The following is a 22177-nucleotide window of genomic DNA, read 5'->3' as shown; positions in this document are numbered from 1 at the left end:
AAAAGGGCAAATAATTTTAAATGCACAAAGTACTCGTCATTGCATACTATTTTCCTCCAATGGGGTTAAGTGGAGTCCAGCGTACACTTAAATTCATCAAGTATTTAAAAAATTTTAATTGGGACCCAACCGTAATAACAACTGCAGATGTTGCATACTTTGCACATGACAATTCATTACAAAAAGAATTAGATGACATTGGCGTAAGAGTTATAAGAGTTACTGGTTCTGAGCCGAACTCATTGCTCTCAAAAAAAAGGACGGTAAAACTTCCGGCTGAATTAGTGCGTAAAACATTCAATAGATTAAGCCAGATATTTTTTATACCTGATAACAAACTCTCCTGGTCCAAAAATGCTTACAAAAAAACTCTTGAAGTTCTATCAAATGAACACTTCGATTGCATATTCATTTCCAGTCCGCCTTTTAGTCAATTTGATATTTTTAGTGATATAAAAAAAATACATAACATACCAATGATATTTGATTATCGTGATCTTTGGGTGGATAATCAATTTTCATTTTATCTGACTCCGTTTCATAAAAGTATTCATAAAAGAAAGGAGTACAAAGCATTAAAAGCTGTTGACAGAATAATAGTTACTAATCGGCGAATAAAAGAAAAGCTGATCAAAGACTATAAATTTTTATCGTTTGATGAAGTATTTATTATTCCCCATGGTTATGATCCGGATGATTTTGCAAAGACAGAACAGATACAAAAACCAAATGATAAAATGCTTATTACTTACTCCGGTTTATTCTATGAATATATAACGCCAAAATATTTTCTTCACGCATTCAAAAAGATAATAACAGAGAATCCATCTATAGCTGAAAATATCAGATTATCATTTGTTGGATTGTTAGGAATAGAAAATAGAAAACTTATTAAAACTATGAACCTTGAAGCTTACGTAATTGAATATGGATATGTTGACCACTTACAAGCGATACAAAAATTAATGATGAGTGATGTACTCTGGATTATGGTCGGAAATGGAAAAAGTGCATCGACAGTTTCGAGTGGAAAGCTTTATGAATACTTTGGAACAAAAAAAACAATCATAGCTTGTTTGCCTGAAGGCTCACTTAAAACAGCAGCATCCGAATACAAAGCTGCTTTTATCACTGAACCTGATAATATTGAACAAATAAAGAACACAATCATTCAGGTTTATAATTTGTATAAAGAAGGTAAATTACCTGTTCCGGATGAAAAATTTGTGGAATCATTCAGAAGGGATTTATTGACCGAACAATTAGCCAAACAAATGAATAAAGTATTGAGGGTTTAAATGAACATTGCAATAATCGGTTCTGGTGGGAGAGAACATGCGCTTGCCCACAAAATAAAACAAAGCCCATCTCTCACGAAGTTGTATTTAATTCCAGGTAATCCGGGTACAAAATTCCTCGGTGAAAATGTAAGCATTGCATCATCTGAACAACAAAAAATTCTTCAGTTTTGCAAGGAAAAGAATATTGATTTGGTAATAGTTGGACCTGAACAACCGTTGGTTGAAGGACTCGCAAACATACTCCGCGATAATCAAATAAATGTTTTTGGACCCAATAAAGAAGCAGCTCAAATTGAATCATCAAAATATTTTGCCAAGAAGGTGATGAAGGAGGCAGGTGTACCAACCGCGAATTATATTCCTTTCAATTCTAATATGTTTGGTGCAGCCAGGGAATTTATTAAACAAAAGAAGTATCCGTGTGTGATCAAAGCTGATGGAATAGCTGCTGGTAAAGGTGTTTTTGTTTGTAACAACTCCGACGAAGCGGAACAAGCATTGAATTTGATTTTCAATGATAAGATTTTTGGCGCATCTGGCGATAGGGTTTTAGTGGAAGAATTTTTAGCTGGTGAAGAAATTTCTGTTTTTGCTATTTGTGATGGCAATGAATTTGTTTGTTTACCTGCTTCTCAGGATCATAAAAGAATTGGTGATAATGATACCGGAAAAAATACAGGTGGGATGGGTGCGTTTGCACCTGCACCAATAGTCACTCCGAAAATGTTCGAAGAAATTAAAAACAGAATATTCTTTCCCGTTGTTCAAACCTTAAAAAAAAGAAACGCACCTTTTATCGGATGTTTGTATGCAGGTTTGATAATAACTGCTGAAGGACCCAAAGTAATAGAATTTAATTGCAGGTTTGGAGATCCTGAAACTCAGGTTGTATTACCAATTGTTAAAGGAGATTTTTTGCATTTGCTTTTCACAGCCGCGTGTGGACAAGTTGATAAAGCTTCTATTGATTATAATGGAGGTTCCTCAGTATGTGTTGTTGCTGCTTCAAAAGGTTATCCGGATTCTTTCCAGAAAGGTTTTGAGATAAAAGGTTTAGATGAACTTCCGGCAGATATTGTTGTCTTTCACTCAGGTACAAAAGAAGATAATGGTAAAATTCTAACCAATGGTGGAAGAGTTTTAGGTGTTACTTCTGTACTTCCGGATTTTAATTTATCATTAGCGAAAGATCGAGCCTACAAAGCTTTAGCCAAAATCCATTTTGAAAATATTTATTATAGAAAGGATATCTCCGATAAAGCATTGAAATAAATAATCCTAAAATAAACAGACTTACTTTTATCTCTTATTAGAGTTTATCTTTACACTTATCTTAGTAAAGTTAATACGAACAAACAAATGATCCCGCTTCACGTACATTCAAACAATACTTTTCTACAAGGAACTGTTCCGATTAACAAATTGGTTGACAAAGCCATTGAGTTTAGATTAAATTCGCTTGCGATTACTGATACCAATTCAATGCATGGTATTGTTCAATTTACAAAACTCGCAAAAGAAAAAGGGCTAAAACCTATAATTGGCAGTACAATTGACCAGCCAGAAAATCCGAATGAATATATTATTCTTCTTGCAAAGAATAATAAAGGCTATTCTGATTTATGTAAAATTATAACTTCACGAAAACTGAATGAAGATTTTTCTCTTACTCACTTATTGAACGATAACCTTGACAACTTTTTCATTATAACTTCCTCTATTGAGATTATTAAAAATATCAAAGCAAGAGAAAATGTGTTTATCGAACTTATCGCTTCGAAAAAAGAAAAAGCGAATAACAGGAAAAGATATCAATTTGCGAAAGAAAATTATTGCGAAGTAGTAGTAACAAATCCGATATATTTTTTGAATAAGCAGGATTATCTCCTGCACAAAACAGTAACTGCCATCAGGTTGAAAACAAACATTGATAATCTGACAAATGAAGAGATTGTAGATCAGGAATACTACTTTAAAGATCCCCGACAAATTGAGGATGAATGGAAAAATCTTCCTGAAGCATTAGTTAATTCAAACCGCATCGCAAATGAATGTAACGTCGATTTAAAATTGAATGAATATAAATTTCCGGTTTATTCAACTCCTGAAAACATATCTGCTGAAACAATGCTCTGGAATGAATCTTTTAAAGGTCTTGAGAAACGATTCAATCCTATAACAAACAAAGCTAAAGATAGACTTGAGATGGAGCTTTCTGTGATAAGTGAAATGGGTTTCTCAAATTATTTTTTAATAGTTTGGGATATAATAAATGAAGCAAAGAGGAGAGGAATGATGACAATCGGCAGGGGATCCGCAGCGAACAGTCTTGTTGCATATTGTCTTCAAATAACTCAGATTGATCCACTTGAACAAAATCTCTACTTTGAAAGATTTTTAAACAAAGCAAGAAGTTCTCCGCCCGATTTTGATATTGATTTTTCCTGGAAAGAACGTGATGAAATAATAAAATATATTTTTGAAAAATATGGTTATGAGAGAGTTGCTATGATTTCAACAACTGTGACTTTCAGAGCGCGATCAGCTTTCAGAGAAGTTGCGAAGGCTTTTGGATTCACAAATGAAGAAATTTCAAAATTCAGCCGAAAAATTCCGTGGACAGATGCTGTAAACCTTCCTCATCTGGCTGAACTTTTTCCTGAATCAAAAGGACTTAATTTTAAAATGGAACCCTGGAAAACTATAGTTTCAATTGCATCTCAAATAGCAAGATTTCCAAGACACATTTCAATTCATCCGGGTGGAATAGTAATTACACCAACAAAAATTACTGATTATGTTGCGCTCGAGTATGCTAAGAATAAAGGACTTGGTTTAATTGTAACTCAGCCTGATATGTATTCAATTGAAGATTTAGGGTTGATTAAAATTGATATTTTAAGTCAGAGATCACTCGGAGTTCTCAGAGATACAATGGAGAGTATAAGGAATAAAGATTAAATCTATTATTGTTTTGATAGTGAAAGAAATTTCGAATCGAATTTAATCAGGATCAGACCAACGATGAACAAACCAACATTTTCAAAGATCTTTAACAATCCTACTTTTGCGCCACTTACAGTACCGAAGCATCCGCATTCAATATTCAATCCTCTTGCAAGGCTGATTGAGATTGCAATGATAAATATTAATAGCAGACTGCTTAAAATAAGTGAATTTTCTTTTACAGAAATCCCTAATATCAGAAGTAAACCAGCGACTAATTCAATCCATGGAATTACAATCGAAAGAGCATTTATTGTTAAATCAGGCATCAGTTTGTAATTATAGATTGATTGTGAAAATCCCTGAGCATCCACTACTTTAAAAATTGCAGCATAAATAAAAACAAAACCTAAGAGTAATCTGAAAGTCAGTAAAAGATATTTATTGTTAAAAACTTTTGTAAACATTTTTACTCAGCAGATTTATCAATTAAATAATTTGCTTCAATCCACTCGTTCCAGCCGCCAAAGAAAACATAGACCTGTTTATAACCTTTTTCAAAAAGAAGATTTGCAAGTAGGTGACTTAAATCGCAATCAGTCCCAGCACAATACACAACCATCGGCTTTTCTATGGAAAGTTTTTCCAGTTTTTGTTTGTGATTATCAAAATCATCAAACGGAATATTAATGGAATTAGATATATGTCCCAAAACATAATCTGCTTCATCTCTTGCATCAATGAACAAGACTCCACTATTAAAAAGTTTATAAGCTTGATCTAATGTAACAGCTTTTGGCTCAGTGAAAGCTACAACTGTCCCGGTTTTTTTATCTTCGGTTTTAATTGGCTCAGTTGGTGGTTGAATAAAGTCTTCTCTCTTTTTCGATGAAATTTCTGGTTGAGAGTTAGTATCAGATTGATTTACATTTATTTCTTCCGGAATGCTGGTGATACTATCATCCTCAATGGTCACAGTCTCAAGATTGTTAAACAATGAATCAGAAGCCCAATTGATTTCAGGCGTTTCCCGAATTAAAGATATGCCTTTAGGATTAAAGTAATTAATCAGGAATCCTATAAAGATGCTTGTTAAAAGAATACCAAATATTTTTTTATAACTGAATATTTTCATCAATTTTTGAATATTATAAAACCCTCCTGAAGAGGGTTTTACGAGTACCGAAGGCCGGACTCGAACCGGCACATGGGGTGAGCCATACTGGATTTTGAGTCCAGCGCGTCTACCAATTCCGCCACTTCGGCAATAAGATTATTATTGAAGAACAACAAATCTCAGTAACATTTCGCTGCCAACTCGCGAGGCGCAAAATCTTGACGATACTTTGTTTCGTAAAAGCAAATCATATTACAAAGCAAATTGACCTGACAAAATTAAAAAACTTAAACTGATATGGCAATTTTTAAACGCCAATCTCTGCGTATCATTGGGTAAAATATTTTTACCTTGTAATTTCTTCTCTTATAGTGACTCTTTTTCTCCTTCATTCTACATCTATTACATTTAAGTAAAGATTAAAGTGATGATATTCAATTGGAATCAGAACATTTATTTTGAATAAGATAGAATTGTCGCTACGTCAATTCTGGCACCATTGTTGGCATTTTACATGAAACATATTTATAAACTAACTGGAGGTACAGAAGGTGAACAAACATTTACAGCAAAAACAAATTTATGATTCGTTCTTCAGCGATGAAGATCTGCCAATGTTCTCAGAAGAAGAACCTTGTCTTGATCCTGAATGTATTGATAACGAACAAATTTATGAAATCATTGATAACGACAGCTACACGAATATCAGTATGAATGAACTTGAGCTGGACGATTACGATGATTATATGGAATTATAAAAATTAATTTAGGGTGAGGGTACAAAAATGAAAACTTTTATCGGATATGAAGGCTATTACGACATTGAGGATAATGGCAACATTATTCAGAGAATGGTTGATGGATTAGGTAAACTAACCGGAATCATAAAGGAATATAAAGACGTAAACAAGATTCCAAATCCATTCGACAGAGATGCAATAAATAACCTGATGAAAATGCTAAATCTGTATAAATTTGTCGGTCGTTGCTAATCTCTGGTTTCAGAAAAATTAAAAATTCATACTGAAACTTTACTTCCTATCAGGAAAAAAACCTGATCTATTTTTTCCCTGCCTGCTCAACTTTAATCCAGGAATCTTTAAGAGTTACAATTCTGTTAAATACGGGCGAACCCGTCTTACTATATTTTGAATCGACAGAAAAATAACCGGTTCTTTCAAACTGAAATTTATCACCGGATGATGCAGTCTGAAGCGAAGGTTCAAGCTTACAGTTGGTTTTAATTTCAAGTGAATTTGGATTTAAAAATTCGGTGAAATCCTTTCCTTCTTCACCTTCAGGGTTTTCAGTTAAAAAAAGTCTATCATAAAGTCTTACTTCAGCTTCAAAAGCATGTTTGACTGAAACCCAATGTATTGTACCTTTTGCCTTTTTTTGACTTGTTCCTGAACCACTTTTTGTATCAGCGAAAAATGTGCAGTGCAGTTCTGTTATTTCGCCTGTAACCTGATCTTTTATAACACTTTCACATTTTATTATATATGCATATCGTAATCGTACTTCACTGCCGGGGAATAACCGGTGAAATTTTGGCGGAGGAACTTCTCTAAAATCATCTCGATCAATATATATTTCTCTGCAGAAAGGAATTTTTCTTGTTCCCATTGAAGTGTCTTCAGGATTATTTATTGCATCTAATTCCTCAATCTGATTTTCAGGATAATTTGTTATTACAACTTTCAGCGGATTTAAAACTGCCATAACTCTTTTTGCACGAAGATTTAAATCTTCACGAATGCTAAATTCGAGTAAAGCAACATCAATTGTATTTTCACGTTTTGCTATTCCTACCCGTTCTGAAAAATTTCTGATAGATTCAGGTGTGTAACCTCTTCTTCTTAATCCGGAAATAGTAGGCATTCTTGGATCATCCCAACCATCAACATATTTTCTTTCAACCAATGAAAGAAGCTTTCTTTTGCTCATTATTGTATAACTAAGATTTAGTCTTGCGAACTCAATTTGTTGAGGTGGATAAATTTCAAGTTCCTGAATGAACCAATCATATAGAGGACGATGGTTCTCAAATTCCAATGTGCAAAGTGAGTGTGTAATTCCTTCAATAGAATCGGATTGACCATGTGCCCAATCGTACATTGGATAAATGCACCATTTATTTCCGGTTCTATGATGTGATTTATGAAGAATCCGGTACATGACAGGATCTCGTAAATTTAAATTTGGTGATGCCATATCAATCTTCGCACGCAAAACATGTTCACCTTCTTTAAATTCACCGTTTTTCATCCTTTCAAACAAATTCAGATTTTCATCTATTGTTCTGTTCCGGTATGGACTTTCTTTTCCTGCTTCAGTAGGTGTTCCTCTTAATTCTCTGATCTGATCAGCATTCAATGAATCGACATAAGCTTTTCCTTTTTTAATTAATTTAATTGCGAATTCATACAACTGATCAAAATAGTCAGATGCAAAATATTCTCTGTTCTCCCACTCAAAACCGAGCCAGCGAACATCTTCTTTTATCGAATCAACGTATTCCTGTTCTTCTTTGGTTGGATTAGTATCATCGAAACGAAGATTGCACTTTCCGTTATAATCTATTGCCAATCCAAAATTCAGACAAATAGATTTAGCATGACCAATATGCAGGTAACCGTTCGGTTCCGGAGGAAAACGCGTATGAACTTCACTATGTTTACCTGTTGCTAAATCAGCATCAATAATCTCTCTGATAAAATTTGAAGGTTTTTTAATTTCGTTTTTATTTTCTTCGTTACTCATATAATATTAAAATTTAGTTAACTCAATTTTTGAAGTGCAGTATTAATTCTTTTAAGTGTTTCTTCTTTACCGAGAATTGTGATGATATCAAAAACTCCTGGTCCTTCGCCGATTCCGGAGACTGCAATTCTTAACGGGTGAACAAGTTTTCCTTTATTGATATTTAATTGAACTGATAGTTCATCAAGCGCTTTTTCATAATCTTCCTTCGATGGGTTATTAATCTGCTCAAATTTTTGCGCAAGCTTTCCAAGTAATTCCGCTGAATCTTCTTTCCATCGTTTCTTCAGATTTTGTTCTTCGTACTGATTCGGAGCTTCGAAAAAATATAAACTTTTAGTCAAATATTCTTTTACAAAGGATACTCTTTCCTTCATTGCGGAAATAACTTTGATCAGATAATCATCACTGAATGATTTAAAGCTTAATTCCGATTTTCGTATTTCTTCTTTTAACCATTGAAGAACAACATCATCAGGTTTTCTTCGGAGATGTTCAAAATTAAGCCAGTTCAGTTTTTCCAGATTAAATACAGCTCCCGCCTTGTGTACACGCTCAAGTGAAAATTTTTCTATTAATTCATCCATTTCGTAGTATTCTTTATCATCACCATAGTTCCAGCCAAGTAGTGCAACAAAATTAATCAATGCTTCTTTCAGATATCCTTTATCTCTGTAATCTTCAACAGCAACATCTCCTTGTCTTTTACTCAGTTTTGTTTTGTCTGGATTTAAAAGGAGAGGGAGGTGTGCAAAGACAGGTTTTTCCCAGCCAAAATAATCATAAAGAATAATATGTTTAGGAGTTGATGAAAGCCATTCTTCACCTCTAATGACGTGAGTGATTCCCATCAGATGATCATCAACCACATTTGCGAGGTGATAAGTCGGATAGCCGTCACTTTTTAGCAAAACCTGGTCGTCAATATTTTCAGTATCGAACTGAACAGATTCTCTGATGACATCAGTAAAAATAATTTTTTGATTGGGCTTAACGTTTAATCTGATTACAAATGGAATTTGCGATTTTAATTTTTCTTCGACTTCACTTTTATTCAGATTGAGGCAATGCTTATCATATTTTGCCTGAGGAAGTTTTTGTTTCTGCTGTTCTTCCTTTAATTTTTCGAGACGTTCAGGAGTGCAAAAACAATAATATGCATTTTCTTCTGCAACAAGTTTCTCCACAAGTTCTTTATAAATTTTCAATCGTTCTGATTGCAAGTAAGGACCAAAATTTCCGTCAATCCCCGGACCTTCATCAAACTTAATTTCTGCCCAATTTAATGTATCAATCAGGTTTTCGATAGCACCTTCAACAAATCTTTTTCTATCAGTATCTTCAATTCTGAGTATGAGTTTTCCATTTAGATGTTTAGCGAATAAATAATTGTATAATGCAGTTCGCAATCCACCAATATGAAGATAACCTGTTGGACTTGGGGCAAATCGCACTCTTGGAGTTATTTTGTTCATCTTACACTTAATTAAACTTAAAATTTAAATGCAAAGATAAAGAACTAAATCCTTAAATAATTAAGATGGAAGTGAAGTTGATTATCTGGTAACCAGCTTTTTCTCTGTGTAGTATTTAACTTTTTGGATGAACTCGTGGCTGTCGATCGGTTTCGGAATATAATCTGTTGCGCCTGCGTCCAAACATTTCTCTCTATCGCCTTTCATTGCAAAAGCAGTAAGAGCAACTATTGGTGTATCTTTATAATCTTTGAGCTCCCTGATTTTTCTTGTAGCTTCAAATCCATTCATCACGGGCATTTGCATATCCATCAGTATCAGGTCATAATGTTGTTGTTTTACTGCATCAAGTGCTTCCTGTCCGTTTTCAACAACTACTATAGATTCAAAATCATTTTTCTTGAGCAGACGTGTTACAATAATCTGTGAATGTTTATAATCCTCAACTAAAAGGATTTTAACTGTATCTTTCTTCTCTTTTACATCTTCCTGAGCTGATGGTTCTTCGTAGCGATTAATCATTTGATTAATTGTTTCCTGCAGGTCTTCAATGCTTGTACTGCTTTTGCGTAAAAGATTTTCGAATAAGCCATCAATTCGTTTTATATCTTCTTCAAAATTTTCTTTACCGGTGTAAATAATGATAGGAAGATTTTTAAAGACTTCCAGATATTTTATCTTTTCAATCAGTTCTATTCCATCCATTTCGGGCATGTCGAGATCAATTATAGCAAGATCAAGATGAATGTTTTGAATTGAATCCAATACTTGCGTTGAATCAGAATAAGCAAGTGCTTTAAATCCATTTCTTTCAACTGCTTCCTTTAGCAAATTCAAACTTGGAATATCATCATCAACCAGAAGAATATTTGAATCCTTCCTTAACCGGTAATTAGTTAATACCTCGATAAGATATTTATAGTTGACAGGTTTTATAAAATATTCAACTGCTCCCATAAGAAATGCTTTCTGTTGTTCTGCTTCAACAGAGCAAACAATAACAGGAGTTGATTTGGCAGTTTTTATTTCGCGTATCCTCTGAAGTAATTCCAATCCATTTGCATCCGGTAAAACAATATCCATTAATATCGCCAGATACTGATCCTTCTGAAGTACTTTTAATGTTTGTTCAGCAGAATTCACAATAGTCGGTTCATATCCCCACTTGTGAAGATAATTTGATAGTAACTTGGATGTTGCATAATCATCTTCAACAACGAGAACCTTGTTTGTGAAATCCGGTTTTGGCAGACTGCTTATCTGTTTTTCTATTATTGATATTTCTTCAACAGGAATTGTTAAGTTGAAAGTAGTGCCTTTTCCAATAGTGCTAGTAATGTCAAGCTCACCATTCAAGAAATCGACATATCGTTTTATTAAAGTCAAACCCAAACCGGTTGTACTTCCGACAGTAGTTATAAATTGATCGGTAAGTGCGAAAGGATTGTAAATATCTTTCATCTTATCCGATGGTATTCCAACACCGGTATCAGCTATTCTAACTGTCAGTCTATCCTTTTCAGGTGAAAAAACTGCCACACTGATTTTGCCTCTTTCTGTTAAACGAAGTGAGATCGTAATCAGGTTAGTAACTATATATTGAAGTTTGTGTGAATTGCATTTAACTGAATGAGGTAATCCCTTATCAATATTTGATATAATTTCAATTCTGTTTCTGTAATTTTTATCTTCGAATAGTTTTAGAATATCATGAAAAAAGTTTAAAATATTGATTTCAGTATCTTCTTCAACACCTTTAAAAGTTTCAAGCTTAACAAGCTCAATAAGGTCATTAAGCAGTGAAAGCAGATCATAAGCATTTTCTTTTAAAGTAGAAAGATATTCGTGTTGAGTCAGTGATAAATTTTCTTCATTGAGCAATGAAGCAAATCCAAGAATACTGTTGATGGGAGTTCTTATCTCGGGACTGATTGTAGTAATTATATCACTTATTGTATAACTTAAACCACCTTTCTTACCCATCCAAAGACGCAACAGATTTCTGATTGTATTCCCGATAATGATCAGATTATCTTTCTCGACGTTTGTAAATTCAGTTTGCTTTGCAATTTTAAGTATAACTTTCTCATCGTTGGAAACCGGAATGTATAAGCATCCTTCAAATACCACCATTTCTGCTGCAATAATTTCGCATTGAGGATTTATTTCAAATGTGACTTCAGTTGTAGGGATTTGTACTGTCTGACAATGTTTACAAGTTATTTCTGTTCCATTCTTAAGTGATTTTTTAGCTAAAGTAGATTTACCTAATAGCTCAAAAGTCTTGTCCTTAATCTTAGTTATTATTACTGCCTCGAATTCAAATTCATTGACAAGATAATCACAAAGATTATCAGGAAATTCTTTAGCTGCGGAGAGTGCATAAAGTACAAGATCGTTATACTTGGAAACAAAATCGATTTTTGAACTTAACATTTATTTATGCTTTTCAATTTGATTAATTAATCTCATCATAGTCAGTTACCAGTTGAAAGGTTCTACTGTACTGGACAATTTGAAATTATCAATATTAGGTAAATTACCGACTAAATTGTCGTTACAAATATATTAAATTAGTTGAAAAATAGAACAAAAAGTTAAATATAATTATATGGAAATATCTGGAAATTAAAATCATTAATCAAAGGTTAACATCTATTTGTAATGAAAATGTGTTGTCAAGATTTCCTTGAATAGTATTATCGCCGGATCCTAACGATTTTTCTTGTGGTTTAAATGTTTCTGCATATTTAGCCGATACTGTAAAAATTTTGTGAGGTCTGAATCGAATAAGCAGATACCATCTTATTCCTTCATAATAAAGCGGAACATTTGTTAAAACACCGGTCAGATTATTTTCATATTCATAAATTGCAGAATCAAATGAATCTGTTCGGAAGAAAATAATTCTGCCGTAAATATTTAGATTAGCTGTTGGTGAGTAACGAATATCCTGGAACAGTAAGTAACCTGTTTCTTGATAACCAGTCTGAGAAATTCTGAATGTATTGTATTCGAACCTTCCTCTGAGCCTGATTTTATTTGAGATAGAATAAATAAGTTCTCCACGAAAAACCTGTCTTAATCTTTTCACTACGTTTTTTGAATTATCCATACCTTCTGTGATCTCTTTATTCTCATATTTATATCTGCCGCGGACTTCAAATTTTTGAATAGGTTTCGACAGAAAATCAACTAAATATTCATCACCCTGAGTTGATGTAGGATTGAAATATGTTGCGAAAGGCATTTTGAATTGATCATAATAAAAATTCAAAAGTCCAACAGGTGATCTCCACTTGAATCCAGTGTAAAGACCAACTTCATTCTGAGTAGCTCCATTTCTTTCTCCGAATGCATATCCATGAATACTATAAAAATTTCTTGGATAGTTCCTGAAAGATGTAGCGAATGTAAAATTATTACTGATTAAAAGTTCCATCATATTTATTGACGCAACAGAAATAGTGTTGTAAGAAAATTCACCTGAGAAGTTGAATCGATCAAGAAGCAGATTATATGAGGCAGCGGTATAATTAAATTTATCACCGGAGATATCATACGCCATTGATGGTTGAAATTCATTACTGACTTGCGATTGGTAATGTATTACGCCAAGTTTTAATAAGTTTCTATAAAAATAATCAAGACGTCCACCAAATAATTTTTCATTTGCAGCGTCGCGTTTTAAAATTTCATTTGTAGTTCGGTGTAATCCATCAATAGGTGCAGAAGTTATTTTCCCGGTCACAGTGTCAATGTTCGCATCGAAATCATTATTTGAATAAAATCCTGTTATGATAAAATTTTTAAAACGAAATGCAGATGCAGCACCACGGAAAAAATTATTCTCAGTTGAAGAAGTGTACGGTCTGATATTTCTATCGGTTCGCTTTACCGGTACTATTGCATCAGCACCTTTTGAATATGCATACGGACTCCAGAATGTAAGTCCCTGCCCGAACTCCAGTAAATAATCGAGAAGCACTGCTTTATCAATAAATCCAAGATCATTAGCAGCAACATGGAATGAAGAGAATTCGTTGAAATCAATTTCTCCAGCGTCCTTATCTGCCAGATAACCTGCCTGGAAATGATCGCTGTACTTTACGAGAAGTCTGCTGTAAGTTTTTGGTTTTGTTCCGATATATTTGTTCTTAGTGAATCCTTCATTTGTTTGAAGTGAATTTATTATTCTGCTTCTTAAAAAAATATTCGTCCCATCAATTAATGAGTCGAATGTACCTGTTGGTTCAATTCCTACTTCCGTTTCTTTTTCAATATAGAGAAATGGAGTAATTTTTTGAACAACAGATTTATCTAAATTTTCAATTGTGTTAAGTTCATTCAACGAAAAAAAATATCCATATTTATTTCTGTGTTCAACAATTAATTGTGCTGCTGAAATCTCCATAATTGGAATCTTCAGCAATTCATCAACACTTGCAGTATTCAAATTAATCGGGTTGAGCATCAGCAGTTCCAACTGTTCATATAAATCTGATTCGTCAACTTCACCTACCGGTTCCTGCAAAATATCTTCCAGGATTTCTTCTGTAGTGAGATAGGAAGAATCAGTCTGCGCAATCAAATGATTCGTGGTAAAAAGGATTATACCGGCAGTGAAGAAAAATATGTGACAAGAATTTTTCAAATGTTCTTTGGGATGATTTATCTTGAGTTGAGATTCTTCCTGACGGCGGATGAACGGCTTCCTTCTTTACCAAAACTTATGATAATACCTGCCTGGTGTGTTAAGCCTAAATCCTGGTGAGTAAAAAATGCATAGTCAAGACTAAACAAAGAATAATTTATTCCCACACCTGCAGTAAATCTTGAAGGTTCATTTGATGTTCCTGCACGTAGCGAAAGATATTCGATAATGTCATACTCGACGCCGAATTTTACAGATGGATTAAATCTTATGTCTTTCTCAAGTGCAAAGTTCAGACTGAAATCATTAATAACATCATAACTTAATCCTGTAACAAAAACCATTGGAATCTGATCATCAAGATTAGCAACCGATGCTTTGTTGAGATTATCTACATAAAATCCCCAGCGAAGTTCATCAAGAATGTAAACTAATCCTCCAACATTTAAATAAAATACACCAGTACTTCCATAATTTTGAATTGAATAGTTGTGATAATTAATAGAGATTCCTGCAAATAAAATATTTTCATAGTTATATGAGTAACCAAGTACAACTTTTGATTCCCTGTAGAGTTCAAATCCGTACGTCATACCACCAATACTTAATGAACCAAAATTAAATGGTTCGTTGTATGCTATGTATCCGTTTGAAAGTTCAGTCAACCCGAAAGGTGCAGGGGAATAATAAATGCCAACTTCTCTCCAATTTATTTGGGAAAGACCTGCTGGATTACTGAATAGTGAGAATACGTCGTTAGAAAGTGCAACATCTGAATTAGCCATAGAAATTTGTCGCGCTCCCGGAGTGTATTGTGCAAATGTTATCGCAGTGAGTTCAATGAGCAACAAAAGGGTAAAAAGTAGTCTCATTCTGTTTGAATTTAAATTTGTTGAGTTAGTATAACTAAATTTAATATATTAAAATTAAAGATTTCTCAGAGGAAGTAATGAAATATACATTAATAATATTTTTATTGGCTGCATCAATTGCAACTGCACAGGAACTTAATTGCAAAGTGGAAGTAAATTATGAAAGTCTTCCGGTAAATAACAGAGAATTGCTCTCTGATTTTCAAGGAGTAATTGAAAGTTATTTAAACAGCACACGGTTTACTAATGATGATTGGGCACAAAAAATAGATTGCACATTCAGTATTTTCTTTACTGGTGCAAGCAGTGATGTAGATTATTCAGCTCAAATTGTAATTGTAAGTCAGCGACCAATTTTTAATTCGCAAAAAAATACTCCAATCCTGACAATCAACGACGGGCAGTGGACTTTCAAGTATCAACGCGGACAAGCATTGTACTCCAACCTGACTACGTTTGATCCTCTGACAAGTTTCCTTGATTTTTATGCTTTGATTATTATTGGAATGGATATGGACACATTCGAAAATTTTGGTGGAACAGAATATTATAAGAAAGCATTAGACATTGCTAATATGGGAGCTATCAGCAGTTCAAATACCGGCTGGCAGTCAAGTAGTGCAGTTTACAGCAGGTTAGGATTAATCGGTGATATACTGAATGAAAAATATGCGGCTTTCAGAAGTTCTGTTTTTGATTACCACCAATATGGTTTGGATAGCTACTCAAAAAATCCAAAACTTGCACAGGAGTACATGGTTGAGCTAATTAATATTTTATGGGAGATGTACACAAAAACGGGAAGTATTAATAGTGTTTACGTTCGTACTTTTTTTGATGCGAAGAACGGAGAGATAGTTGATTACCTGAGGACTTATCCTGATCTGGAAATTTTTAATAAACTGAAGAAAATTGATCCACCGCATTCATCAAAATATGACTCGGCGATACCATAAAAATAACAGCAGGATTTTTCTTTAATTAAAATGAAAATGAATTAAAGCTGAGTTTCCCAAATTCTGTATCTCTTATATCTCTCCGCATTCATTAACTCAAGTCCGCGGTTCATCATTTCATTATCTTCCAAAACCCAGCTTGCTTCACCCAAACGAATTCCAATATTTGCAGCCCGGTTGACAATTTCCCAATAGAAAATTGTGTCGAGTCCTTTCTTTTGGTATTCAGGAATAATTCCAAGAGTGAGGATTCGCGCCCATTTGATTTTTTTCTTTTGAGTAAATAATTTGATAAAATTGAAAGGAAATAATCTGCCGTTCATTTGCTTGAAAATAAAATTATAATCGAGCATAACTAATGCGGCTCCGATCAGGTTGCCATCTATTTCACCAAAAAGTACTAAAGAAGGTTCTGCAAGAGGCTTCATATCTTTTGCCATTGCATCAATCTGTTCTTCAGTCATTGGAACAAATCCCCAGTTTGAGTGCTCCACGCTTTATTATAAACATATTTAAATTTTTCAAGATCTTTCTCGAAATATTTCATTTCAAGCTGTGAGATTTTAATGTTGTACCTTTTCCTGACAAGTTCCTGTCCGCGTCTCAATTTTTCCGAAGCCATAAGTTTTTCATTCACCAATTTCCAGGCAAATAAATCTTTTGCTTTTTTCAATCCATAGTCTTCACAGAGTTTTATGTAATACTCTGGATTATACGGCATAAGTAATCTTGGTGAATCATCAAAACCTTCAACCAGCATTCCATAAACATCGTTGCTTGATGGATTTGCAGGTCCCCTCATGTACTTTAATTTTTTTTCTTTCAACCAGGATTTTGCTGTGTCAAACAATGCATTTGCTACCTGCTGATCGTTAATACATTCAAAAAATCCAAACTGTCCTGTATCATCATTATGATATTTAAGATGAATTTCATTTCTGACTGCGGCAATACGACCGACTATTTCACCATTTCTATATGCAAGAAAAAATTCTGCAGCAGCATCTTTGAAGAAGGGGTTTTTTTGTTTGTCAAGTAAAGTTTTTTGTTCCATTAAAAGAGGAGGAACCCAGAATTTATCGTTCTTATAAATCTTCCATGGAAATTTTATGAACTGATTCAGTTCACTTTTATTAGTTACTTGCTTTACAGTTATTCCTTGCATAACAATTCCCTCTATAAAAAAAGCATACTCCAGAAAGAACCGAAGTATGCTCTACAAATGTGATAAGTTAAATTAAATTAATCCTACAGCTTTACCTGCTTTTTCAAACAGATGAATTATTTCATCGAGATGTTCCTTTTCGTGAGTTGCCATATAACTTGTTCTCATCATCTGTCTTCCTTCAGGAACACCTGGAGAAATAAAAACATTTACAAATACACCACTGTCATACAGCATTCGCCACATTTTGAATGCAAGCTCATCATTACCAACAATCACCGGAACTATTGCAGTTCTGCCTTCAATGACATTGAAACCTTTTTCTTTCAGATTTTTTCTCATATAATTTGCATTACTAATAAGTTTCTGCACGCGTGCAGGTTCCTTCTCTAAAATATCGAGCGCAGCTAAAGCCGCAGCAACTGAAGCCGGTGTTGGTGAAGCGCTGAAGATTAATGCAAGCGAAAAATGTTTTATGAAGTTGATTACTCTTTCTGGACCTGCTACGAACCCACCGAGTGAAGCAAAAGTTTTACTGAATGTACCCATCGTTAAATCAATTTCTTTTTCAAGATTGAATTCGCTTGCTGTGCCTCTTCCACCTTTTCCGATAACACCAACCGAGTGAGCATCATCTATCATAATACGTGCTTTGAATCTTTTTGCTATTTCATTTAATCTTGGAAGATCTACAATTTCTCCGCCAGTACTGAAGACGCCATCACTGACAACAAATTTTGCTGCATCAATCGGAACCTTTTCAATCACACGTTCAAGATCATCCATATCATTGTGTTTGTATCGTAAAAAATTTCCCATCGCACCTTTTGCCATTAAGTTGCCTGCCATGATGCAGGCATGATTATCTTTATCAGAAATTATATATTCATTTCTTCCGACAAGAGTTGGGATGACGCCCTGAGCTGTTTGATAACCGGTGCTAAATAATAGAACACTCTCAGCTTTGAAAAATTTTGCAAGTCTTGCTTCAAGCTCAATGTGTAAATCGAGAGTGCCGGTTAAATATCGTGAACCGGAACATCCGGTGCCATATTTCTCAACAGCTTTTACAGCAGCTTCAACTACTTTGGGATGAGCAGTCAATCCGAGATAGTTATTGGAACCTGCCATAATAATTTTTCGTCCTTCAATCTGAACAACCGGTCCTTCATTTTCTTCAATTGGTCGGAAATATGGATAAACGCCCAAAGCTTTTATTTCATCAGCTCTTTTAAATTCAAAACATTTCGTGAATAAATCCAAATGGAACTCCTTGGTTGGTTATAGTTAGTAGTCTAAAAATAAAAAGTTGTAGATTTTTGTTAATTTTGGAATAAAATGTATTACTAAAACGTATTAAAAGCAAACAAAGCAAATGAATGATAAACTTATAGCTGTAGTAACAGGTGCAAACGGATTCGTTGGAAGTCACTTGGTTGATAATCTTCTTTCAAAAAATTTTGAAGTCAGATGTGTTGTAAGAAAATCCAGTAATCTCAGATGGCTTGAAGATAAAAATGTAAAAATTTTCGATTGTGGTTTATTCGATAAGGAACGATTGCATGAAGTATTCCGGAATGTAAATTATGTATTTCATATTGCCGGAGTTGTCAAAGCAAAAAATGAAGCAGGATATTTAAGAGGTAACGTTGAATCAACAAAAGTTTTACTGGAAGTTGCTTCAGAGGTCAAAGACATAATAAAGAAATTTATAATTGTCAGCAGTCAAACAGTAAGTGGTCCATCATCCGACGGAAGACCTGTAACAGAAGATATGCAGCCAAATCCACTTACAACGTATGGAAGAAGTAAGTTAAAACAAGAGCAGGTAGCTTTAAGTTATAAAGACATTTTTCCTGTAACTGTTTGTCGTGCACCTGCAATTTATGGTGAGAGAGATACAGAAATATTTATTTACTTTCAGGTTTTCAATCGTGGTTTAACTACGATGATCGGGTTTGATAAGAAAGAGTTAAGCTTACTTCACGTCGCAGATTTAGCCGAAGGTTTGTATCTTGCTGCAATTTCTGAAAAATCTAACGGACAAATTTATTTTATCAGCTCAGAAAAGTTTTATACATGGGATGAAGTAGGTAAAATCACTTCGGGGGTTTTAAATAAGAAGGCTTTAAAAATCAGGATACCACATTTCATTGTTTTTATTATTGCAGCGATTGCACAGTTCTTCGCAATGTTCAGTTCAAAACCCGCAACTCTTAATATCGAAAAAGCAAAAGATCTTGTGCAAAGATTCTGGATATGTGACACATCAAAAGCAATCAAAGAACTTGGTTACCGGCAAAAAATTTCTCTTGAAGAAGGAATAAGACGAACTTGTGAATGGTATAAGATGATGAAATGGATTTAGTTGTATTGCGCTCCTTCTCTTATCCATGTTCTTACTCCATTAATATGATTTCTTTTTAAGGATTCAAGAGGAGGCATTGGTTTATAAGTTCGCTCAATTGTCCAGACTAAAACACTTGAACTATCATCACCGGGGATAATTAATCTTGGGTCAGTCACATTTGTCCATGAAGATAAGTTAACACCGCCATCACTTCTCTGATCATTATGGCAGGGAACACATTTAACTTCAAAGACAGGTGCAATGTGTTTTATTTTTTTTTCAATTTGAGTCAGGCATTACGAGATTATCAATTTCACTTGAGGTAACTGTATCATCACAACTTTGTGAGATAACCAGAATAAAACTGAATGATAATACGATAGAATATTTAAGCAAATAAATTTTCATTTACACCAATAAAATATTTTGCTTCAATCAACTTTTCAAATGATAAAATAAATGCACTTTCATTTAAATTAAATTGACAAAAGAATAAAAGATAATTAGTTTTGTTCACATAAAAAGAATAACTGGGGCTATAGCTCAGCCTGCTTTGGTGGCAGACAAGCTGGGAGAGCGTCCCGATTGAAATCGGGAAGGTCGGGAAATTAGATTTGAGCTTCAAATAAAATTACTATTTGTGTTTACTGTTTATGTATTAAAAAGTTCTGCTACTGATAAATATTACATAGGTCAGACAGCAGATATCGGGAAAAGACTCTTGTATCATAATTCAGGATATTCAAAATCTACAAAAGCTTGTTTACCCTGGAAATTAGTTTACCCGGAAAGTTTTATTACCAGAGCACTTGCAATGAAAAGAGAAACAGAAATAAGAAAATATAAAAGCAGATTTATGATAGAGAAGTTGTTAGGTAAGTATCTCGATTGAAAAATGAAAGTATATTCTAATTGATATTAATAAAACAGTAAATTATTTTTTAATGTAAAAATACTGGGGCTATAGCTCAGCTGGGAGAGCGCTTGAATGGCATTCAAGAGGTCAGGAGTTCGATCCTCCTTAGCTCCACTTCATCAGGCGTTGGAAGGATTTATTTTCAACGCCTTTTTTTATCTGATTTATCATTGTTAAAATAGCCAGTCACAATAAAATTAGTGAGTTATACCACATATATCTAAAAGATCACTTTTAATGAATTTATTTCCTGTCAACAATTACTATAAAAAAATTCTGCACGTAGCTATTCCGGCTATTGCCGGCTTATCAACTCAAATGGTTGTTTCGTTAGTTGATACTGCGATGGTTGGAAGAATTGAAGATGCAACTTATGCACTTGCAGCAATGGGAATTGGAGTTCTCGCAACCTGGGCTTTGATTAGTTTTTTCTCAAGCCTTGCAACAGGAATTCATGTGGTTGTCGCAAGAAAATTTGGAGAAGGGGATTATATTTCCTGCGGCGTAACACTAAATAATTCTATTCTGCTTGCAATTCTTCTCGGGATAGCGGTTGCGATGGTTGGAATATTTTTTTCCAGCCCGATTGCTCATTTATTTGCATCGGATGATACAGTGGGGAATTACGCAAGTGAATATCTTTATTATCGTTTTATGGGGATACCATTTTTTCTGATATCTGTTTCATTCAGGGGATTTTTCTTTGGTATCAATAAAACAAAAATTTTTATGTTTTCCGGGATCATCACTAATCTCTTTAACATTATCTTTAATTACATTTTAATTTATGGAAACTTTGGCTTTCCAAGGATGGGTTTAGCAGGTGCGGGATTAGGTTCAACACTTGCAACTGTTTTTGACGGGCTGTTTTATATCGTAATTATTCTGCTTCCTACATATCGTAAGCGATACCAAAATCTCAAACATCTTATCATTAATAAAAATATTATTTCGGCAATAGTGAAAATTTCCGTACCCGTTTCTTTCCAAAATGTTTTTATACTAATTGGATTTCTTAGCTTTGTTTCAATAACCGGAATTATAGGAACACTGGAACAAGCATCTACACAAGCGATAATCAGTACATTATTCATTTCATTTTTACCGTGTTTTGGTTTTGGAATTGCCGTTCAAACTTTGGTAGGAAATAATCTCGGAGCTAAGAAATACTCTCTGGCAAAAATCTATGGTTTCGAAACAGCAAAAGTAGCAACTATATATACGATAATATTAGGGATTATTTTTATGGTCATCCCTCAATATGTTTTACTTATAACAACTAATGATCAAACTATAATACAAACAGCAGTTCCTGCACTGAGGATTGCAGGCTTTGCACAAATTTTTTATGGCGTTGGAGTTGTGTTAGCTAACGGACTTCAGGCTGCTGGTCGTTCATTTTATGTTATGATGTCTGAAGTGTTTACAAATCTTATAATATTTGTACCAACTGCTTACCTTTTAGGAATTTATTTGGAACTTGGATTGACCTGGGCATGGATGGCTTTACCACTGTATATAATTCTTTATTCATTAATAATTTTCTTAAAGTTTAATTCAACTAACTGGCACACTAAAATTAATGTTGAAAATGAAGTTGATTCCTGAACAAATATCAAATGTGTTAATTCTTAAAGATTTAGATAAAAGTATTGACATTAA

18 protein-coding genes, 2 tRNA genes and 1 pseudogene are annotated in these 22177 nt (G+C 33.9%); 10 read left to right on the top strand and 11 right to left on the bottom strand.

The genetic code is table 11. The annotated features are described in order from the left end of the window. The first annotated feature begins 20 nt into the window (after positions 1–20). The 3 genes from HND39_16080 to HND39_16070 all read left to right on the top strand — a co-directional run bounded on the left by HND39_16080 (position 21) and on the right by HND39_16070 (position 4262). Complete coding sequence (locus tag HND39_16080; GenBank protein ID QKJ97669.1) at positions 21–1298, top strand: glycosyltransferase; 1278 nt, start codon at positions 21–23, stop codon at positions 1296–1298. Further along, positions 1299–2573 (top strand): phosphoribosylamine--glycine ligase, encoded by a 1275-nt coding sequence (gene purD / locus HND39_16075; GenBank protein ID QKJ97668.1) that lies wholly within the window; start codon positions 1299–1301, stop codon positions 2571–2573. 87 nt (positions 2574–2660) lie between these two features. Further along, entirely contained in the window at positions 2661–4262 is a 1602-nt protein-coding gene (locus tag HND39_16070) for a DNA polymerase III subunit alpha (protein ID QKJ97667.1), read from the top strand. 5 nt (positions 4263–4267) lie between these two features. On the opposite strand, the gene HND39_16065 is transcribed toward HND39_16070, so the two are convergent. The 3 genes from HND39_16065 to HND39_16055 form a co-directional block, all read right to left on the bottom strand. Then, complete coding sequence (locus HND39_16065) at positions 4268–4714, bottom strand: DoxX family membrane protein (GenBank protein ID QKJ97666.1); 447 nt, start codon at positions 4712–4714, stop codon at positions 4268–4270. Positions 4715–4716: 2 nt separating this feature from the next. After that, positions 4717–5382 (bottom strand): rhodanese-like domain-containing protein, encoded by a 666-nt coding sequence (locus tag HND39_16060; GenBank protein ID QKJ97665.1) that lies wholly within the window; start codon positions 5380–5382, stop codon positions 4717–4719. Between the two features lie 45 nt (positions 5383–5427). Further along, a tRNA-Leu gene (locus tag HND39_16055) sits at positions 5428–5513 on the bottom strand. A gap of 402 nt (positions 5514–5915) precedes the next feature. Here HND39_16055 and HND39_16050 point away from each other — a divergent pair. Both HND39_16050 and HND39_16045 read left to right on the top strand, forming a co-directional pair. Beyond that, positions 5916–6122, top strand: a complete 207-nt coding sequence (locus HND39_16050) for a hypothetical protein (protein QKJ97664.1) — start codon at positions 5916–5918, stop codon at positions 6120–6122. A gap of 27 nt (positions 6123–6149) precedes the next feature. Beyond that, the gene (locus HND39_16045; GenBank protein ID QKJ97663.1) at positions 6150–6356 is read left to right on the top strand and encodes a hypothetical protein; all 207 of its coding nucleotides are present in this window, start codon (positions 6150–6152) and stop codon (positions 6354–6356) included. Between the two features lie 67 nt (positions 6357–6423). Here HND39_16045 and HND39_16040 read toward each other — a convergent pair whose 3' ends face one another. The 5 genes from HND39_16040 to HND39_16020 form a co-directional block, all read right to left on the bottom strand. Then, positions 6424–8127, bottom strand: a complete 1704-nt coding sequence (locus tag HND39_16040; GenBank protein ID QKJ97662.1) for a glutamine--tRNA ligase/YqeY domain fusion protein — start codon at positions 8125–8127, stop codon at positions 6424–6426. Between the two features lie 17 nt (positions 8128–8144). Beyond that, on the bottom strand, positions 8145–9602 hold the full coding sequence (locus tag HND39_16035) for a glutamate--tRNA ligase (protein QKJ97661.1): 1458 nt from the start codon (positions 9600–9602) through the stop codon (positions 8145–8147). 81 nt (positions 9603–9683) lie between these two features. Continuing rightward, positions 9684–12038: a response regulator gene (locus HND39_16030; protein QKJ97660.1), complete on the bottom strand. Its 2355-nt coding sequence runs from the start codon at positions 12036–12038 to the stop codon at positions 9684–9686. Between the two features lie 205 nt (positions 12039–12243). Next, positions 12244–14256: a helix-hairpin-helix domain-containing protein gene (locus HND39_16025; protein ID QKJ97659.1), complete on the bottom strand. Its 2013-nt coding sequence runs from the start codon at positions 14254–14256 to the stop codon at positions 12244–12246. A 17-nt stretch (positions 14257–14273) separates the two neighbouring features. Next, positions 14274–15128 carry a hypothetical protein gene (locus HND39_16020; protein ID QKJ97658.1) on the bottom strand — a complete coding sequence of 285 codons (855 nt, stop codon included), beginning with the start codon at positions 15126–15128 and terminating at the stop codon, positions 14274–14276. A gap of 77 nt (positions 15129–15205) precedes the next feature. Between HND39_16020 and HND39_16015 the strand changes: the two genes are divergently transcribed. After that, complete coding sequence (locus tag HND39_16015; protein QKJ97657.1) at positions 15206–16084, top strand: DUF4835 family protein; 879 nt, start codon at positions 15206–15208, stop codon at positions 16082–16084. A gap of 41 nt (positions 16085–16125) precedes the next feature. Here HND39_16015 and HND39_16010 read toward each other — a convergent pair. Continuing rightward, positions 16126–17249: pseudogene (locus HND39_16010) on the bottom strand (hypothetical protein). 72 nt (positions 17250–17321) lie between these two features. Then, positions 17322–18512: a pyridoxal phosphate-dependent aminotransferase family protein gene (locus HND39_16005; protein QKJ97656.1), complete on the bottom strand. Its 1191-nt coding sequence runs from the start codon at positions 18510–18512 to the stop codon at positions 17322–17324. A gap of 112 nt (positions 18513–18624) precedes the next feature. On the opposite strand from HND39_16005, the gene HND39_16000 reads away from it, so the two are divergent. Beyond that, the gene (locus HND39_16000; protein QKJ97655.1) at positions 18625–19617 is read left to right on the top strand and encodes an NAD(P)-dependent oxidoreductase; all 993 of its coding nucleotides are present in this window, start codon (positions 18625–18627) and stop codon (positions 19615–19617) included. Here HND39_16000 and HND39_15995 read toward each other — a convergent pair. Next, positions 19614–19892 carry a hypothetical protein gene (locus tag HND39_15995; GenBank protein QKJ98043.1) on the bottom strand — a complete coding sequence of 93 codons (279 nt, stop codon included), beginning with the start codon at positions 19890–19892 and terminating at the stop codon, positions 19614–19616. The two genes, HND39_16000 and HND39_15995, sit on opposite strands and share 4 nt — an antisense overlap. 347 nt (positions 19893–20239) lie before the next feature. On the opposite strand from HND39_15995, the gene HND39_15990 reads away from it, so the two are divergent. The 3 genes from HND39_15990 to HND39_15980 all read left to right on the top strand — a co-directional run bounded on the left by HND39_15990 (position 20240) and on the right by HND39_15980 (position 22123). Then, positions 20240–20491 carry a GIY-YIG nuclease family protein gene (locus HND39_15990; GenBank protein QKJ97654.1) on the top strand — a complete coding sequence of 84 codons (252 nt, stop codon included), beginning with the start codon at positions 20240–20242 and terminating at the stop codon, positions 20489–20491. A 65-nt stretch (positions 20492–20556) separates the two neighbouring features. Next, a tRNA-Ala gene (locus tag HND39_15985) sits at positions 20557–20629 on the top strand. Positions 20630–20752: 123 nt separating this feature from the next. After that, a complete protein-coding gene (locus HND39_15980; protein ID QKJ97653.1) occupies positions 20753–22123 on the top strand; it encodes an MATE family efflux transporter in 1371 nt (456 codons plus the stop codon). The last annotated feature ends 54 nt before the right edge of the window (positions 22124–22177 follow it).

Source organism: Ignavibacteriota bacterium (assembly GCA_013285405.1).
Classification (GTDB): Bacteria; Bacteroidota; Ignavibacteria; order Ignavibacteriales; family Ignavibacteriaceae; genus IGN2.
Note: the sequence above shows the minus strand (reverse complement) of the source record. Positions and strands in the feature narration are given on the sequence as shown.

Bases quoted from the DNA above. Each gene is read 5' to 3' on its own strand.
- HND39_15980 (QKJ97653.1), top strand. From the start codon at position 20,753: ATGAATTTATTTCCTGTCAACAATTACTATAAAAAAATTCTGCACGTA.
- HND39_16080 (QKJ97669.1), top strand. From the start codon at position 21: ATGCACAAAGTACTCGTCATTGCATACTATTTTCCTCCAATGGGGTTA.
- HND39_16020 (QKJ97658.1), bottom strand. From the start codon at position 15,128: ATGAGACTACTTTTTACCCTTTTGTTGCTCATTGAACTCACTGCGATA.
- HND39_16035 (QKJ97661.1), bottom strand. From the start codon at position 9,602: ATGAACAAAATAACTCCAAGAGTGCGATTTGCCCCAAGTCCAACAGGT.
- HND39_16015 (QKJ97657.1), top strand. From the start codon at position 15,206: ATGAAATATACATTAATAATATTTTTATTGGCTGCATCAATTGCAACT.
- HND39_16045 (QKJ97663.1), top strand. From the start codon at position 6,150: ATGAAAACTTTTATCGGATATGAAGGCTATTACGACATTGAGGATAAT.
- HND39_16040 (QKJ97662.1), bottom strand. From the start codon at position 8,127: ATGAGTAACGAAGAAAATAAAAACGAAATTAAAAAACCTTCAAATTTT.
- HND39_16070 (QKJ97667.1), top strand. From the start codon at position 2,661: ATGATCCCGCTTCACGTACATTCAAACAATACTTTTCTACAAGGAACT.
- HND39_16060 (QKJ97665.1), bottom strand. From the start codon at position 5,382: ATGAAAATATTCAGTTATAAAAAAATATTTGGTATTCTTTTAACAAGC.
- HND39_16030 (QKJ97660.1), bottom strand. From the start codon at position 12,038: ATGTTAAGTTCAAAAATCGATTTTGTTTCCAAGTATAACGATCTTGTA.
- HND39_16000 (QKJ97655.1), top strand. From the start codon at position 18,625: ATGAATGATAAACTTATAGCTGTAGTAACAGGTGCAAACGGATTCGTT.
- HND39_16065 (QKJ97666.1), bottom strand. From the start codon at position 4,714: ATGTTTACAAAAGTTTTTAACAATAAATATCTTTTACTGACTTTCAGA.
- purD (QKJ97668.1), top strand. From the start codon at position 1,299: ATGAACATTGCAATAATCGGTTCTGGTGGGAGAGAACATGCGCTTGCC.